The 17292-nt window shown below is 74.6% G+C and carries 7 protein-coding genes; all 7 read left to right on the forward strand.

The window, feature by feature from the left end; genetic code table 11:
- A partial coding sequence (locus ACFVXJ_RS24055; protein WP_389664571.1) for a phosphopantetheine-binding protein occupies positions 1-635 on the forward strand: 635 nt, incomplete at its 5' end.
- Positions 632-1423: a thioesterase II family protein gene (locus ACFVXJ_RS24060; RefSeq protein ID WP_389664573.1), complete on the forward strand. Its 792-nt coding sequence runs from the start codon at positions 632-634 to the stop codon at positions 1421-1423. The genes ACFVXJ_RS24055 and ACFVXJ_RS24060, both read left to right, overlap by 4 nt.
- A gap of 59 nt (positions 1424-1482) precedes the next feature.
- A complete protein-coding gene (locus ACFVXJ_RS24065) occupies positions 1483-2523 on the forward strand; it encodes a TauD/TfdA family dioxygenase (protein WP_389664575.1) in 1041 nt (346 codons plus the stop codon).
- A 5-nt stretch (positions 2524-2528) separates the two neighbouring features.
- Positions 2529-4370 (forward strand): amino acid adenylation domain-containing protein, encoded by a 1842-nt coding sequence (locus ACFVXJ_RS24070; protein ID WP_389664577.1) that lies wholly within the window; start codon positions 2529-2531, stop codon positions 4368-4370.
- A 10-nt stretch (positions 4371-4380) separates the two neighbouring features.
- Positions 4381-9594 carry a condensation domain-containing protein gene (locus tag ACFVXJ_RS24075; RefSeq protein ID WP_389664771.1) on the forward strand — a complete coding sequence of 1738 codons (5214 nt, stop codon included), beginning with the start codon at positions 4381-4383 and terminating at the stop codon, positions 9592-9594.
- A gap of 221 nt (positions 9595-9815) precedes the next feature.
- Complete coding sequence (locus ACFVXJ_RS24080; RefSeq protein WP_389664579.1) at positions 9816-16904, forward strand: amino acid adenylation domain-containing protein; 7089 nt, start codon at positions 9816-9818, stop codon at positions 16902-16904.
- Positions 16901-17107 carry an MbtH family protein gene (locus tag ACFVXJ_RS24085; protein WP_389664580.1) on the forward strand — a complete coding sequence of 69 codons (207 nt, stop codon included), beginning with the start codon at positions 16901-16903 and terminating at the stop codon, positions 17105-17107. Before ACFVXJ_RS24080 ends, ACFVXJ_RS24085 begins: the two co-directional genes overlap by 4 nt.
- The last annotated feature ends 185 nt before the right edge of the window (positions 17108-17292 follow it).

Consider the following 17292-nt stretch of genomic DNA (forward strand, 5'->3'; position numbering starts at 1 on the left):
CCGACACCCAAATCAAAATCCGCGGCTTCCGCATCGAACCCACCGAAATCGAAACCGTCCTCACCACCCACCCCCACATCACCCAAGCCACCCTGTCGACCCACCTCGACCACCACAACACCCCGCAGCTCAGCGCGTACGTGGTCGCCACGGACCCGGAGCTCGCCCCGCAGGACGTACGGCTGTGGCTGCGCACCCTGTTGCCCGACCACATGGTCCCGGCCTTCGTAGTCCTGCTCGACCGACTTCCGCTGACGCCCAACGGCAAGATCGACAAGCGGGCCCTGCCCGCCCCGCAGGCGGTGTTGAAGGCCGGCGGCCGCACCCCGCGCACTCCGCTGGAGCAGCAGGTGCACTCGTACTTCGCGGAGGCGCTGAACACCTCGGCCCCGCTGTCGATCGACGACGGCTTCTTCGACCACGGCGGCCACTCGCTGCTCGCCGCCCGCCTCACCAACCGCATCTCCACCACCCTCGGCGTCACCCTCACCCTCCGCGACGTCTTCCAGCACCCCACCCCCGCCACCCTCGCCGAGCGCATCGAGACCCTGCGCCGGTCGGCGCCGGAAACGCCCCGGCGGGCGAGGCCCGCGCTGCGCCGCCGCACCCCCGACCAGGAACGGAGTTCCTCATGAGCCACGACCAGTACCCCGACGCCACGCCCGCACCCGACGACGTGGTCTGGGACCTGCCGGGCGAGGGCCCGCAGCGCACCTCGCTGCTCGTCCTCCCGCACGCAGGCGGCAACGCCCACGCCTACGCCGAATGGCGCGCCCACCTCCCCTCGGACGTACGGCTGCTCATCGGCCAGTACCCGGGGCGCGGCGCCCGCTTCGCCGAGGACCTGCCGCGCGATGTCGCCGACCTGGCCGGGCCCGTCGTGGCCGCCCTGCCCGCCGGTACCACCGACGACCTGGTGGTCCTCGGACACAGCATGGGCTCGTTGGTGGCGTTCGAGGTCGTCCGGGCCCTCCAGGCGTCCGGCCGCACCCCCCGGGCGCTGGTGGCCTCCGCCTGCCGGGCCCCCTACCTGGCCAACCCGTGCGCCGTGTACCCGGAGCGGCTGGACGACGACGAGCTGGTGGCCGCCATCAAGCAGCGTGGCGGCACCGACGACGGCATCCTCGACGAGCCGGAGCTGCGCGAGATCATCCTGCCGTCCATCCGTGCGGACTTCGCCATCGACGACGTCTACCGCTGCGCGGAGTCGGCCGCCCGGGTGGACTGCCCGGTGACGGTGATCGGCGGGGACGCCGACCCGGTCGCGCCGGCCGCCTCGTTGGGCCGCTGGGCACAGATCACCGACCACGGGTTCGCCTCGTACGTCCTTCCGGGCGGCCACTTCTACTTCCAACAGCAACTGCCGCAGTTCTTCGCCGTGCTGGCCCGGGTGGTCGGCGCGCCGGCCCCCGCCGCCGTCTGACCGCGCCCCGCCCGGCCGCTCCGGTCGTCCCCGACTCCGCACCGTTCTAAGGACCTTCCATGACCACGTTCGCTGACGTCCCCACCGCGACCGGTATCGACCCGGTGCGCGAGCCCGGCAAGCCCGTCGTCGTCCACACGCCGGCCGGCGCCGACCTCGCCTCCGCCGTGGCCTGGCTCACCGCCCACCGGGCCGACATCCAGGCCGAGTTGCACCGTAGCGGCGCCGTCCTCCTGCGGGGGCTCCCGGTCGAGGACGCCGCCTCCTTCGCCGCGGCGCGTGACGCCCTGATCGAGCGGCGCGCCGGCTACAAGGAGAAGGCCACGCCGCGCACCGACTTCGGCGAGGGCGTGTTCTCCTCCACCGACCTGCCGGCCGTGCAGCCGATCCGGCTCCACAACGAGAACAGCTACACCCTCGACTTCCCGGGCGTGCTCCTCTTCGGCTGCGTGATCGCCCCCGAGGAGGGCGGTGCGACGACCGTCGGCGACATGCGCGAAGCGCTGCGCCTGCTGCCGCCGGAGCTGGTGGAACGCTTCGCGCGGGCCGGCTGGCTGCTCGTGCGCAACTACTCGGAGCTGGCCGGACTGCCCTGGTACAAGACGTTCGCGACTAAGGACAAGGCCGTCGCGGAGGCGTACTGCGAGGAGAACACGGTCGGCTACGAGTGGGTCGACGAGGACGACTCGATGATCACCCGGCAGCGTCGTTCCGCGATCGTCACGCACCCGGTGACCGGCGAGAAGACCTGGTTCAACCACTTCGCCTTCTGGAACAGCCGCACTCTGGACCCGGACGTCCGCGACGTGCTCGTGGAGACCTACGGGGAGGACGGCCTGCCGTTCAACACCTACCTGGGCGACGGCTCCCGGCTCACCGACGCCGAGGTCGACGCGATCAACGCCGTCTACGACCGGGTCACCGTACGGGAGACCTGGCAGCAGGGCGACCTGATGATCGTGGACAACATCCTGTGCGCACACGGCCGGGAGGCCTACAAGGGCGACCGGAAGATCCTCGTCGCCATGGGCGAGCCGGTCGCGCTGGCCGACTGCTCCCCCGAGACCCAGCCGTCCACCACCGTTTTCGCCGGGGAGTGACCACCGTGACCGCCGTACTTCCCGAGCGTCCCGGTACCTTCGAGGGCCCGGACGCCCCCGCCGATCTGCTGGCCCGCCTCGCGCTGGCGCCCGCCGCGCGCACCGCCGTCGTCGCCGGTGACCGTGAACTGACCTTCGGCGCGCTGCGCGCGGAGGCGATGCGCGTCGCCGGGCGGCTCGCCGCCCGCGGCATAGGGCCGGAGAGCGTGGTCGCGCTGTGCCTGCCCCGCGGCGCCTCGCTGGTCGCCGCGCTGATCGGCACCCTGACCGCCGGGGCCGCCTATCTGCCCGTCGACCCGAAGCTGCCCGCCGAGCGGCGCCGCTACCTGGTGGAGGACTCGGGCGCCGACCTGGTCGTCCTGGCGGACGCGGCGGACGAGCCGCCCGCGCCCGGCGTGCCGGCCGTGACGGTCGCCGAACTGACCGCGAAGGAGGGGGAGAACGGCCCGGACCGTGCGTTCGCCCCCGTGCCGGTGACCGGTGACACCCTCGCCTATGTCATCTACACCTCCGGCTCCACGGGCCGCCCCAAGGGCGTCGAGATCGGCCGGGCGGCGGCGTCCGCGCTGCTGGCCGAGTTGGAGGGCGCGGGCATCGCCGTCACCGAGGGGGGCCGGGTCGGCTGGAACGCCTCGCCGTCCTTCGACGCCTCCGTGCAGCAGTGGGTGCGCGTGTGCCGTGGCGACACGCTGGTGATGATCGACGACGAGACCCGCGCGGACCCCGCGCTGTTGGCCGCGCTGATCGACGAGCAGGCGCTGACCGATCTGGACATCACGCCCTCCCACGCCGATCCGCTGCTGGACCTGCTCAGCGCCGACGGCGGCCCGCGCCCGCTGACGCTGCTGGTCGGCGGCGAGGCGATCGCGCCCGCGCTGTGGCGGCGCCTCGGCGAGGCGGGTGCGCGGGGGGTGTTGCGTACGGTCAACCTGTACGGGCCCACCGAGTGCACCGTCGACTCCACGGCGGGCTGGGTGGACCCGGCCGACGCGCCGCACATCGGGAGCGTGCTGCCGGGCCTGCGGATGCGGGTGCTGGATGAGAGGCTGAACCCGGTGGGCGAGGGCGGGAGCGGCGAGCTGTACCTCGCCGGCCCGCGCGTCGGCCGCGGCTACCGGCGCCGCCCGGGGCTGACGGCGGAGCGGTTCGTGGCGGACTCCGGGGCGGGCGCCGCGTACGGCGGACGGATGTACCGTACGGGTGACCTCGTACGACTCCTGCCGGGCGGCCGGCTCGGCTATCTGGGCCGGGCCGACGGACAGGTCAAGCTGCGCGGCCACCGCATCGAACTCCCCGAGATCGAAGCGGCGTTGACCGCCATGCCGGAGATCGCCGAGGCCGCTGTCCTGCTCCGGGACGACGTCCACGGCGCGCCGGGCCTGGTCGCCTACCACCGCGGCCGGGTCACCGCGGGCGAACTGCGCTCCCGACTCGCCTCCGCGCTCCCGGCCTACATGGTCCCGGCCGCCTTCGTGGCCCTGGACCGCTTCCCCACCACCACCAACGGCAAGCTGGACCGGGCCGCGCTGCCCGACCCGACCGGGACCGCGGAGGGCGCGCCCACCGAGGCGGCGACCGAGGGCATGACCCGCTCGCAGGAGCTGATCGCCGCGGTGTGGGCGAGCGTGCTGGGCGCGTCCCGGATCGGTCCGGACGACAACTTCTTCAAGCTGGGCGGCCATTCGCTGCTCGCGATCAAGCTGGTGTCGCGGGTCCGCGCCGAACTGCGCGTCGCGCTGCCGGTGAAGGCCGTGTACGCCAACCCCCGGCTGCGGGACCTCGCCGCCCACATCGACACCCTCGTGGAGGCGACCGCGACGCCGGTCGCCGAGCGCCAGGACGGATGAGGACATGACCGTGATCCCGTTGTCGTTCGCCCAGCGGCGGCTGTGGTTCCTGGGCCGGCTGCACGGCCCGTCCGCCGCCTACAACGTCCCCGTCGTGCTGCGCCTCGACGCCGAGCCCGACGCCGACGCCCTCCGCGCGGCCCTCGCCGATGTGGTGGAGCGGCACGAGGTGCTGCGCACCGTCCTGCCCGCCGGCGCGGACGCGGAGCCGTACCAGCGGGTGCTGGACGCGGCCGTCGTGCCGGGGCTCGCCTCGGTGCGGTGCGCGGCGGCCGAACGGGACACGGCCGTAGCCGCCTTCGTCCGCGAGACGATCGACATCACGGCCGAACCGCCGCTGCGCGCAAGGCTGTTCACCTCCGGTGACGGGAGCCCGGTTCTCGTGCTGCTGATCCACCACGTGGCCACCGACGGGCTGTCCGTACGTCCTCTGCTGCGGGACCTGGCCCTGGCGTACGAGGCCCGGCTCGCCGGCCGGGCCCCCGGCTGGGAGCCGCTGCCCGTGCAGTACACGGACTACAGCCTGTGGCAGCACGAGCTGCTCGGTGACCCCGCCGACCCGGACAGCCTGGCCCGGGAGCAGCTAGACCACTGGCGGGCCGTCCTCGACGGCGCGCCGGCGGTGATCGACCTGCCCGCCGACCGGCCGCGCCCCGTCGAGCCCTCGGGCCGGGGCGGCCTGGTGACCGGCCGCGTCGACGCGGCGGCGCACGGCGGGCTGCTCGCCTTGGCCCGAGGTGCGCGGGCGAGCCTGACCATGGTGGCGCGGGCGGCGCTGGCCGGCGCGCTGTCCGCCTGCGGGGCGGGCGCGGACGTGGTGATCGGCGCCCCGGTGGCGGGACGCCCGGACGAGGACCTGTACGACCTGGTCGGGTTCTTCGTCAACTCCCTGGCGCTGCGTACCGATCTGTCGGGGGACCCGTCCGTCGGGGAGCTGGTGGGGCGGGTCCGGGACGCGGACCTTGCCGCGTTCGAGCATCAGGAGTTGCCCTTCGACCTGCTGGTCGAGCACTTGGCGCCCGAACGGGCCCTGGGCCACCACCCGTTCTTCCAGGTGATGCTCACCGTGGAGGCCGGCGACGGGGCGGCCGGGCGGGTGCCGCTCGGCGGTGGGGTCGGCGCCCGGCTCGCGGACGTCGGCCTGGACTCCGCCAAGTTCGACCTCACCTGGTACTGCGCCGAACGGCACACCGCGGACGGGCGTCCGGACGGGGTCGAGGTCTCCCTCCAGTACGCCCGCGACCTCTTCGACGAGGCGACGGCCCGGCTGCTGCTGGAGGTCTACGTCCGGGCCCTGGAGGGCTTCGCCGCCGACCCGCTGCGGCGGCTGGGCGGGCTGGGGCTGCCGGGCACCGAGGAGTCGGCGGTCCTGGCCCGGCGGCCGGCGCGGACGGCCGCCGTCGCCCGTCCGGAGACCGGCGCCCCGGAGCCGGCGCGGCGGGACGTCCGGTCGCCCCGCGAGGAGATCCTGTGCGGGCTGTTCGCGGAGGTGCTGGGCCGGGAGGAGCTGGCCGCCGACGCCAACTTCTTCCGCAACGGCGGGCATTCGCTGCTCACCGGCAAGCTCGTCAACCGGATCAGGGGCGTGCTCGGCCTGGAGCTCGGCATCCGCGACCTGTTCCTCGCCCCGACCCCGACCGCCCTTCACCGGCGCCTGGCCGAGCGGGGGGCGGTGGCCGCGGCCCGTCCCCCGCTGGGCGCCGTGCCCGACCGGCCGGAGCGGGTCCCGTTGTCCGCCGCACAGCGCGCGCTGTGGCTGGTGGGCCGGATCGAGGGCCCGTCCGCGACGTACAACGCGCCGCTGGTGCTGCGTCTGGACGGGGTCCCCGAGCCCGGAGCCCTGTCCGCCGCGCTGGCCGATGTCGTGGAACGGCACGAGGTGCTGCGCACGGTGTACGGGGCCGAGGGCGGGGAGCCGTACCAGCGGGTACTGGACACCCCGCGGGAACTGCTGGAGACCATCGGCTGCGCCCTCGCCGACGTGGAGCAGCTGGTGGCCCGCTTCGGCCGGGAAACCTTCGACCTGGCGGTACACATCCCGCTGCGGGCGCGGCTGTTCGTGCCGGGCGACGGCACCTGCGTGCTGGTCCTGCTGGTCCACCACATCGCCACCGACGGCTGGTCCCTGGCGCCGCTGCTGCGCGATCTGAACGAGGCCTACGAGGCCCGGTGTGGGGGCCGGTCGCCACGGTGGCGCCCGCTGCCGGTGCAGTACGCCGACTACGCGCTCTGGCAGGCCGACCTGCTGGCCGACCCGGCCGCGCTGCTGGACCACTGGAAGGCGGCCCTGGACGGGATGCCGACCCGTACGGCGCTGCCGGCCGACCGGCCGCGCCCCGCCGAGCCCTCGGGCCGCGGCGCCACCCTGACGGCCCGGCTCGACGCGGGAGCGCACCGGGGTCTGGCGGCGCTGGCCCGGACCCGGCGGGCGAGCCTGTTCATGGTGGCCCGCTCCGCCCTGGCGGCCACCCTGTCCGCCACGGGCGCCGGTACGGACCTGGCGATCGGGACACCCGTGGCCGGCCGGTCCGACCAGGATCTGCACGAGTCGGTCGGCTGCTTCGTCAACTCCCTCGTCCTGCGCGCCGATTTGTCCGGTGACCCGGCCGTCGGGGACCTCGTCGAGCGGGTCCGGGACGCGGACCTGGCGGCCTTCGACCACCAGGACCTGCCGTTCGCCCTGCTGGTGGAACACCTGTCGGAGGCGACCGGCCGGACCCTCGGCGAACACCCCTTCTTCCAGGTGATGTTGACGGTGCGGGAGGCGGCGGACGACGCGGTGCGGCTCGGTCCGGTCACCGGGCGCGCCACCAGCACCGATCTCGGCGCCGCGAAGTTCGACCTGAGTTTCCACTGCGCCGAGCGCCGCGACGCGGACGGCGGCCCGGGCGGCCTCGACGTGTACGTCCAGTACGCGCGGGACCTGTTCGACGAGCCGACCGCCCGGCTGCTGCTGGAGGTGTACGTACGGGCGCTGGCCGCCTTCGCCGCCGAGCCGGACGCCCGGCTCGGCGAACTGGGGCTGCTGACCGAGCCCGAACGGCGGGGGATCGCCGAGCGACGGAACCGGCTCGCCGCTGCCGCCGCGCCCGTACCCTGCCCCGACCCGGCTCCCGGCACGGCGGGACTCTCGCCGCGCGAGGAGATCCTGTGCGGGCTCTTCGCGGAGGTGCTCGGCCGGGACGGGGTGGGCCCGGCGGAGAACTTCTTCAAGGCGGGCGGCCACTCCCTGCTCGCCAGCAAGCTCGTCAACCGGATCCGGTCCGTGCTGGGCGTCGAGGCGGGCATCCGCGACCTCTTCCTCGCGCCCACCCCCACCGCCCTGCACCGCCGGCTCGGCTCGGCCGCCGGGCTCTCGCGGCCCGCACCCGCGCCCGTACCCCGGGAGCGGCGCCCCGAGCGCGTCCCGCTGTCGTACGCCCAGCGCCGACTGTGGTTCACGGACCAGTTGGAGGGGCCGTCCCCCACCTACAACATCGCGCTGGTGCGGCGGCTGGAGCGGCCGCTCGACCCGGCGGCACTGGCCGGGGCGCTGGCCGACGTGGCGGCCCGCCACGAGGTGCTGCGCACGGTGTACGGCGCCGAGGGCGGTGAGCCGTACCAGAAGGTACTGGAGGGCGCCCGGCCCCAACTGGAGCTGGGCCGGCCCGAGAACGTGCCGGCGGCGGTGGACGAGGCGGCCGGGTACGTCTTCGACCTCGCTCGTGAACTCCCGTTCCGGGCATGGCTGTTCCTGCCCGATGGGGACGGCCCGCAGACTCTGGTGCTGCTGCTGCACCACATCGCTGCGGACGGCTGGTCGGCGGGGCCGCTGCTCGCGGACCTGGCGGCGGCCTACACGGCCCGGCTCGCCGGGGGCGCGCCCCATTGGGAGCCGCTGCCGGTGCAGTACGCCGACTACGCCCTGTGGCAGCGGGCGCTGCCCGCCGGGCGGGAGTTCGGCTACTGGGAGCGGGCGTTGGCCGGCCTGCCGCCGCTGGTCGACCTGCCGACGGAGCGGGAGCGGCCGGCCGAGCCCTCGGGCCGGGGCGCCGTCACCGGTTTCGCGGTGACCTCCGACACGCACCGGCGGCTGGTCCGGGTGGCGCACGCGCACGGCGCCACCCTGTTCATGGTGGTGCAGGCGGCGCTCGTCGCGGCGCTGACCCGGCTCGGCGCGGGCACCGACCTCGCGGTGGGCACGGCGGTCGCGGGGCGGTCCGACGAGGCGCTGTCGGGGCTGGTCGGCTTCTTCGTGAACACGCTGGTGTTGCGCACCGACACGTCCGGGGACCCGGCGTTCGGGGAGTTGCTGGGCCGGGTGCGGGACGCGGACCTGGCCGCGTACGAGCACCAGGACCTGCCCTTCGACCGGCTGGTGGAGCGCCTCAACCCGCACCGCTCGGCCGCCCACCAGGCGCTGGTGCAGGTGATGCTCCAGGTGCACCCGGCCGGCGGGGCCGCACCCGCCGAAGCGGGCCCGCTGGCGGGCGAGGAGCTGACGTACCGGGCCGGATCGGCCAAGTCGGACCTCACCTTCGCCCTGACGGAGAACACGGACGGCGGGATGTCCGGGGTGTTGGAGTACGCGAGCGACCTGTACGGCCCGTCGGGGGCGCGGCGGCTGACGGAGCTCCTGGTGGCGGCGTTGGACCTGTTCGCGGCGGACCCCTCGCTGCGGGTGGGGGACCTTCCGGCGCCGGCCGATCGTCGGCCGGCCGAGCGGCCCCTGATCGGGGGCTACCGCATCGACCCGGGGCGCGTCGCGGCGGTGCTGTCGGAGCACCCGGCGGTGACCCGGGCCCGGGCCGAGGCGGTGGACGGCCGGCTCGTCGCGCACGCCCAGGGGGCCGTGACCGAGGCGGAACTCCAGGCCTGGGCGGCGGAGCGGCTGCCGGAGTACGCGGTGCCGTCGGCGATCCACCTGCCCGTGGTCGCACCGGAGCCGGCGCCGCCGGCGGACGAGGGGCTGACGACGGCCCTGCTGCGGCTGTTCGCGGAGGTCCTGGAGAACGGGCGCGTCACCCCGGACGCCAACTTCTTCAAGTCGGGCGGGCATTCGCTGCTCGCGGTCCGGTTGGTCAACCGGGTGCGGGCGGAGCTGGGCCGGGAGCTGACCATCCGCGAGGTCTTCCGCCACCCGACCCCGGCGAAGCTGGCTGCCCTGCTGGCGGCTGCCGCACCGGCCGCCGCACCCGCCCCGGCCCTGCGCCGCCGCACCCGATCGGGAGCGCGCGTGCGGTAGCCGGCACCGGGAGCCCGGGAGGAACGGCCGCGGCCTTCGCGTGTCCGGGGGCGCCGGGCGGCGGGCGGGCATCCGGCGCGGAGCCACCCGGCGGCAGTTGTGGGCGGCAGGACGGGGAGCGGGAGCTGCCGCGGGGACTGCCCGCCGGGCGGTCGCCCGGTACCTAGCGTGGGGGCCACGGAGTCCTCTCCGCACCCTTCCCCTCGCCTGGAGGCCCCGCGATGCCCTCGACCGCCCCCACCGCCTCCGCCGTCCTGGACGGCGGGCCGGCGATCACCCCGGCACCCGGTGTGCTCGACCGGATCGCCGCCCAGGACGCCGAGCGCGTCGCGCTGGTGCACGGCGAGCGCCGGTTGACCTACGGGCAGCTCGCCCTCGCGGTGGCCTTCCGCGCCGACGAGCTGGCGGCCGCGGGCGCGGGTCCGGGCCGGCTGGTGGCCGTGCACCGGCCCCGGGGCGTCGACGCGGTGGTGGGACTGTTGGCGGCGCTGCGAACGGGGGCCGCGTACCTGCCGCTGGACCCGGGCGCGCCGACCGCCCGTAACGCCTCGATCCTCGCCGACTGCGCCGGTGCCGAAACCCGGCTCGACGACGGCGAGTTCGTACTCCCGGGGTCGGGGGTGGCGCAGGACGCCGCCTACGTGATCTACACGTCGGGCTCCACCGGCACGCCCAACGGCGTCGTCGTCGGGCGCGGCGCCCTCGCCCACTTCGTCGCCGGGGCCACCGCCCGGTACGGCATCACCGCCGAGGACCGGGTCCTGCAGTTCGCGCCGCTGCACTTCGACGCGAGCGTCGAGGAGGTCTTCCTGACCCTCGGCGCCGGGGGCACCCTCGTCCTGCGCGACGAGGACATGCTCGACGTGCCCGGGCTGCTGGCCGGCTGCGCGGCACACGGCATCACGGTCCTGGACCTGCCCACCGCCTACTGGCACGAGCTGGCCCACGCCCTCGCGACCGGGGTCGCCGAACTTCCGCCGACGCTCCGTACCGTGGTCATCGGCGGTGAGGCGGCGCTGCCCGAGCGGGTCGCGCAGTGGTGCCGGGCCGTGGACCCGGACCGGGTGCGGCTGCTCAACACCTACGGACCCACCGAGGCGACCGTGGTGGCGACCGTCGCCGACCTGTCCCGGTACACGGGCGGTCCGGTGCCGATCGGCCTGCCCCTGCCGGGTGTCCGGGCTGCCGTGGTCGACGGCGAACTGTGGTTGCTGGGCGGTGCGTTGGCCGACGGGTACCTCGGCCGGTCCGAGTTGACCGCCACCCGCTTCGCCGCGCTGGAGGGACAGCGGGCCTATCGGACCGGCGACCTGGTCCACGTGCGGGAGGAGGACGGGCAGCTCGGCTTCCGCGGTCGCGCCGACGACGAGGTGAAGATCAACGGGCACCGGGTCGATCCGGCGTCGGTGGAATCCGTCCTCACCGCCCACCCGGGCATCCGCGAGGCGGCCGTCGTCCCGTGGGAGACGCCCGACGGCGTCAAACGGCTCGTGGCGTTCGTGGTCGCCGACACCGGGGTGAGCGCCGCCGCCCTGCGCTCCCACGTACGGTCCGAGCTCCCGGCGGCGGCCGTGCCGAGCGCGGTCAACCTGGTCGAGGCCCTCCCCCGGACGTCCTCCGGGAAGATCGACCGCAAGCTTCTCAAGTCGCCCGCGGCCACCGGGGCCACCGACTGCGAGACCGTTGAGGGCGAGGCCGACAGCGGCGCCGTCCGCGTCTTCGACGGCGTGGTGCTGCCCGCCGAGGACCGGGTACCGCTCTCCTACGCGCAGCGCCGGCTGTGGTTCCTGGCCGGCCTGGAGGGACCGTCGGCCACCTACAACCTGCCGCTCGTCCTGCGCCTGGACTCCGTGCCCGACCGGCCGGCCCTCGCCGCGGCCCTCGCCGACGTGGTGGAGCGGCACGAGGTGCTGCGCACCGTGTACCCGGCCGTGGACTCCGAGCCCTACCAGCACGTCCTGGCCGCACCCGAGGTGCCGCTGACCGTACGGGCCTGCGCGCCGGCCGAACTCGCCCCGCTGGTCGCCCGCTTCACCGCCGGTACCTTCGACCTCTCCCACCACTTGCCGCTGCGGGCCCGGCTGTTCCTGCCCGGCGACGGCTCCGCCACGCTCGCGCTGCTGACCCACCACATCGCCACCGACGGCTGGTCGGTCCCGCCGCTGCTGCGCGACCTCGGGCGCGCCTACGAGGCCCGGCTCGCCGGCGGCGCGCCCCGCTGGGAGCCGTTGCCCGTGCAGTACGCCGACTACACGCTGTGGCAGCAGGACCTCCTCGCCGATCCCGCCCCGTCACTGGCCCACTGGCGGGACGCGCTGGACGGGATGCCGACCGTCCTCGACCTGCCGGCCGACCGGCCCCGGCCGGCCGAACCGACCGGCGAGGGAGCCACGTTGGTCGCCCGGCTGGACATGGACGCCCACCGGCGGCTGGCGGCGCTCGCGGAGGACCGCGGGGCCAGCATGCTGATGGCCCTCCAACCGGCCCTCGCCCTGGCCCTGGCCGCCGTCGGGGCCGGTACGGACATAGCGATCGGCACCCCGGTGGCCGGGCGCGGCGACGAGGCCCTCGCCGATCTCGTCGGCTTCTTCGTCAACACCCTGGTCCTGCGCACCGACGTGTCCGGCGGAGCCGCGTACGCGGAACTCGTGGACCGGGCGCGTGACGCGGACCTCGCGGCCTACGCCCACCAGGACCTCCCCTTCGACCTGCTGGTGGAGCACCTCAACCCGGAGCGCGGCCTGGCCGTGAACCCGTTCTTCCAGGTGATGCTGACCGTGCAGGAGGAGGGCGACCGGGCGCTCGCCCTCGGCGGCGGCCTCACCGGAAGCTTCGTCGAACCCGGCCTGGAGGCGGCCAAGTTCGACCTCAGCGCCTCGTGCGTGGAGCTCGCGGACGGCGGACTGGAGGTGTGGTGGCAGTACGCGGCCGACCTCTTCGACGCCCCGACCGCGCGGCTGCTGCTCGACCTGTTCCTACGGGTCCTGTCCCGGGCCGCCGACGAGCCCGACGCGCCGACCGGCGCCGCCGCGCCCGCGCTGCTCACCGAGGAGGAGGCCCGGGGCGTCGCGGAGCGCCGGGAGCGCCTGGCGCGGGCCCGCGCCCTGGAGCCCGTCCCGGCGGCCCCGGCCGGGGACCCGGCCGCCACGGCGGTGCTGTGCGGGCTGTTCGCCGAGGTGATCGGGCTCGACCGGGTGGCTCCCGACGAGAACTTCTTCTCGGTGGGCGGGCATTCGATGATGGGGGTGCGCCTGGTCAACCGGATCCGGGCCACGCTCGGCGTGGAGGCCCGCATCCGGGACCTGTTCCTCGCCCCGACCCCCGCCGAGCTGGCGGGTCGCCTGCTGCGGGAGGCCGCGCCCGCCGGGCGGCCCGCACTCGTCCCCGTACCGGCGTCGGAGCGGCCCGAGTCGATCCCGCTGTCGTACGCGCAGCGCCGGCTGTGGTTCGTGGACCAGTTGGAGGGGCCGAGCCGCTCCTACACCATCCCCTTCGCGCTGCGGCTGGAGCGGCCCCTGGAGCCGGTGGCGCTGGCCGAGGCCCTCGCCGATGTCGCGGGGCGGCACGAGGTGCTGCGCACCGTGTACCCGGCCGTGGACGGGCAGCCGTACCAGCGGGTCGTGGAGCCGGCCCGACCCGTGCTGGACCTGGTCACCGCGGATCCGGACGGGCTCGACGCGGCGGTGGACGCCGCCGCCGGGCACGTCTTCGACCTGGCCGCCGACCTCCCCTTCCGGGCGTCGCTGATCACCGCGGGTCCGGTGCACGTCCTGGTGCTGGTCGTCCACCACATCGCGGCCGACGGCTGGTCCACCGGCCCGCTGCTGGCCGACCTGGCCACCGCCTACGAGGCCCGGCAGGCCGGGGCGGCCCCCGCCTGGCGGCCGCTGCCGGTGCAGTACGCCGACTACACGCTGTGGGAGCGGGCCGCGCTGGACGGGGAGGCCGCCGCCGAACACCTCGCCTACTGGCAGCGGACCCTCGGCGACGCCCCGCCGGTGCTGGAGCTGACCTCCTCCCGCACCCGGCCCGCCGACGCCTCGCACCGGGGCGCGGCCACCCCCCTGGACCTGGACGCCGCGACGCACGCCCGGCTGGAGCGGCTCGCCCTGGAACACGGGACCACCTTGTTCACGGTGGTCCAGGCGGCCTTCGCGGCGCTGCTGACCCGACACGGCGCGGGCACCGATCTGTCGCTGGGCACGGTCACCGCCGGCCGCGACGACGAGGCCCTGAGCGATCTGGTCGGCTTCTTCGTCAACACCCTCGTGCTGCGCTGCGACACCTCCGGCGATCCGCGCTTCTCCGAACTGCTGCGCCGGGTCCGGGACACCGACCTGGCGGCCTACGCCCACCAGGACGTGCCCTTCGATCTGGTGGTGGAGCGGCTGAACCCGGTGCGCTCCACCGCCCACCACCCACTGGTCCAGGCGATCGTGCAGGTGCATCCGGCCGAGCCGGAGACCCCGCCCGGGGCCGCGTTGGCCGGGACCGCGCTGGGCACGGCCTCCGGGTTCACCAAGTTCGACCTCACGGTGTCGCTGCGGGAGGTGCGGGGCGCGGACGGGGCGCCGGGCGGGCTGGTCGGCGTACTGGAGTACGCGACGGACCTCTACGACGCGGGCACCGCGGCCCTGCTGGCCGAGCAGTTGGCACGCACCCTGCGGGCGGTGGCCGAGGACCCGGGTCAGCGGATCGGCGACGTACGGCTCTCGACCGACGTGGAGGAGTTCCGGCAGGTCGTCGAGTACAACGACACGGCGACCCCGCGGGCCCGGTGCGGGCTGGTGCACGAACGGTTCGCGGCGCAGGCCCGGCGGACCCCCGATCGGATCGCGCTCTCGTACGAGGAGGAGACCCTCACCTTCGCCGAGTTGGACTCCCGCGCCAACGCGCTGGCGCACCGGCTGATCGAGGCGGGAGTGGCGCGCGACGGGGCGGTCACCGTGCTGATGGACCGCACCCCGCACCTGCTGGTGGCGGCGCTGGCCGTGCTCAAGTGCGGCGCCGCGTACGTACCGTTGGACCCGCGGCTGCCCGACGCCCGAATCCGGATGATCAGTGCGGACGTGGCGGCGACGGTCCTGCTCACGCAGGAGGCGCACCTGGACCGGCCGGCGGTGGAGCGGGAACGGGCCGCCGGCGTGCGGGTGCTGGCGGTCGACGGCCTCGTCCACGAGCCGGACTCCCCCGACCCGGGCATCGCGGTCGGCGAGGACGCGCTGATGTACGTGATGTTCACCTCGGGCTCGACCGGCCGGCCCAAGGGCGTCGGCGTCACCCACCGCAACGTGGTCGAGCTCGTCACCGACCGGTGCTGGAACCTCGCGCACCACCGCCGGATGCTGGTGCATTCGGCGATCGGGTTCGACGCCTCCACCTACGAGCTGTGGGTGCCGCTGCTGAACGGCGGGCAGCTCGTCATCGCCCCGGGCGACGGGACCGACGTCGCCGAACTCGACCACACCATCCGCACCTACGACGTCACCGCCGCCTACTTCACGATGGGCCTGTTCCACATCATGGCCGACGAGGGACTGGACACCCTCAAGCTCCTCGACGAGGTCTGGACGGGTGGCGACGTGGCCTCGCCCAGCGCCCTCCAGCGGGTCCTGACCCACTGCCCGGAGACCGTGCTGGTCCACTCCTACGGTCCGACGGAGACGACCTTCGCCTCGCACCAGCAGCGCTTCCCGACGGCGCAGCGCACCCTGCACGGGGTGTACCTCGGTGCGGCGCTCGACAACACGCGGATCCACGTACTGGACGAGCGGCTGCGGCCGGTACCGCCCGGCGTCGCCGGGGAGATGTACATCGCCGGGACCCAGGTGGCCCGCGGCTACATCGGCCGGCCCGGCCTGACGGCGGAGCGGTTCGTGGCCGACCCGTTCGGCGGCGACGGCGGCCGGATGTACCGCACGGGCGACCTCGTGCACTGGACGGCGGACGGCGAACTGCGGTTCATCGGGCGGGCGGACGGCCAGATCAAACTGCGCGGCTTCCGGATCGAACCCGGCGAGATCGAGGAGACCCTGGCCCGGCATCCGGGGGTCGGACAGGTCGCCGTGGTGGTCTTCGAGGACGGTCCCGGAGGCAAGCGGCTGGTCGCGTACGCGGTCCCGCGCGCCGGCCACACCCTCACCGAGGCCGGGCTGTCGCGCTGGGCGGCGGACGAACTCCCGGAGCACATGGTGCCCTCGGCGGTCGTCCTGCTCGACGCGATCCCGCTGACCGTCAACGGCAAACCCGACCGCACGGCCCTGCCCGCGCCGGCCCCGGCCGCACGACCCGCGGGACGGCCCGCGCGCACCCCGCGCGAGGAGGTCCTGTGCGGGCTCTTCGCCGAGGTCCTGGGCGTCGAGGGCGTCGGCATCGACGACAACTTCTTCGGGCTGGGCGGCCATTCGCTGCTCGCGGTGCGCCTGGTCAGCCGGATGCGGACCGTACTGGGCCTGGAGCGGGGGGTCCGCGACCTGTTCCGGACGCCGACCGTGGCCGGGCTGCTGGGCGACGAGCCCACCGGCTTCGACCCGATGGGGGTGTTGCTGCCCCTCAACGCGCGCGGCTCGCGGGCCCCGCTGTTCTGTGTCCACCCGGGTACGGGCGTGGGTTGGCCCTACGCCGGCCTCACCCGGCACCTCGGGCCCGACCAGCCGCTGTACGCGATCCAGGCGCGGGCGCTGAGCGAGCTGGGCCACTCCCCCGAGTCGGTGGAGGAGATGGTCGAGGACTACCTGCCGCTGATCCGGGAGGTCCAGCCGCACGGCCCGTACCGCTTCCTCGGCTGGTCCTTCGGCGGGACCGTCGCGCACGCGCTCGCCGTCCGGCTCGCCGAGCTGGGCGAACGCACCGACCTGCTCGCCATGATGGACGTCCACCTGCTGCCCACCGAACCGGTGCGGCGCCGGATGACGCCGGCGCAGAAGCGGGACATGCTCGTCGGCGACGCCTCGGACGAGCCGGCGGACGCGCCCTTCGACGTCGACGCGCTGATCGACCTGGTCCGGTTGAAGGACCCGGTGCTCGGGGCCTTCTCCGACGCGGAGATCCGGTCGGTGATCGGCGCCTCCGTCAACCACGCCGAAATCATGAACCTGTACGCCCCGCGCCCGGTCGCCACGGAGCTGCTCTTCCTGGCCGCCATCGAGGACGGGGAAACGGAAAACACGCTCGCGCAGCACTGGATTCCTTATATCGAGGGCCGCGTGGAGAATCACGTGATCGGGGTTCCGCACACCAGAATGGGCGAACCGGAACCGCTCGCTTTGATCGGCCGTATCCTTTCCGAAAAATTGAGGAGTCTGTCATGACCAATCCTTTCGACGACACCGAGGGCACCTTCCACGTCGTGGTCAACGCCGAGGGCCAGCACGCGCTGTGGCCCGTCTTCGCCGCCGTTCCCGCAGGCTGGGACGTGGCGTGGGGAGAGGGGACGCGGGCGGACGCGCTCGCGTACGTGGAGGAGAACTGGACGGACATCCGTCCCAAGAGCCTGGTCGCGCAGTACGCGTGAACCAGTACGCGTGAAACAGTGCGCCTGAACCGGTTCCGGCGAACCGGGAAAAGCGGGAAGCCGTGGTCCGCAGTGCGGGCCGCGGCTTTCCGCTTTCCCGGCGTGGACCCCGCGCCGCCGGAATTCCTCCATACTGCCGCCGGAACTTCCCCTCGACCGGTCCGGCGCTTTCTATATTTCTCGGT

Source organism: Streptomyces sp. NPDC058279 (genome assembly GCF_042881255.1).
Classification (GTDB): domain Bacteria; phylum Actinomycetota; class Actinomycetes; order Streptomycetales; family Streptomycetaceae; genus Streptomyces.

Bases quoted from the DNA above. Each gene is read 5' to 3' on its own strand.
- ACFVXJ_RS24060 (WP_389664573.1), top strand. From the start codon at position 632: ATGAGCCACGACCAGTACCCCGACGCCACGCCCGCACCCGACGACGTG.
- ACFVXJ_RS24065 (WP_389664575.1), top strand. From the start codon at position 1,483: ATGACCACGTTCGCTGACGTCCCCACCGCGACCGGTATCGACCCGGTG.
- ACFVXJ_RS24085 (WP_389664580.1), top strand. From the start codon at position 16,901: ATGACCAATCCTTTCGACGACACCGAGGGCACCTTCCACGTCGTGGTC.
- ACFVXJ_RS24080 (WP_389664579.1), top strand. From the start codon at position 9,816: ATGCCCTCGACCGCCCCCACCGCCTCCGCCGTCCTGGACGGCGGGCCG.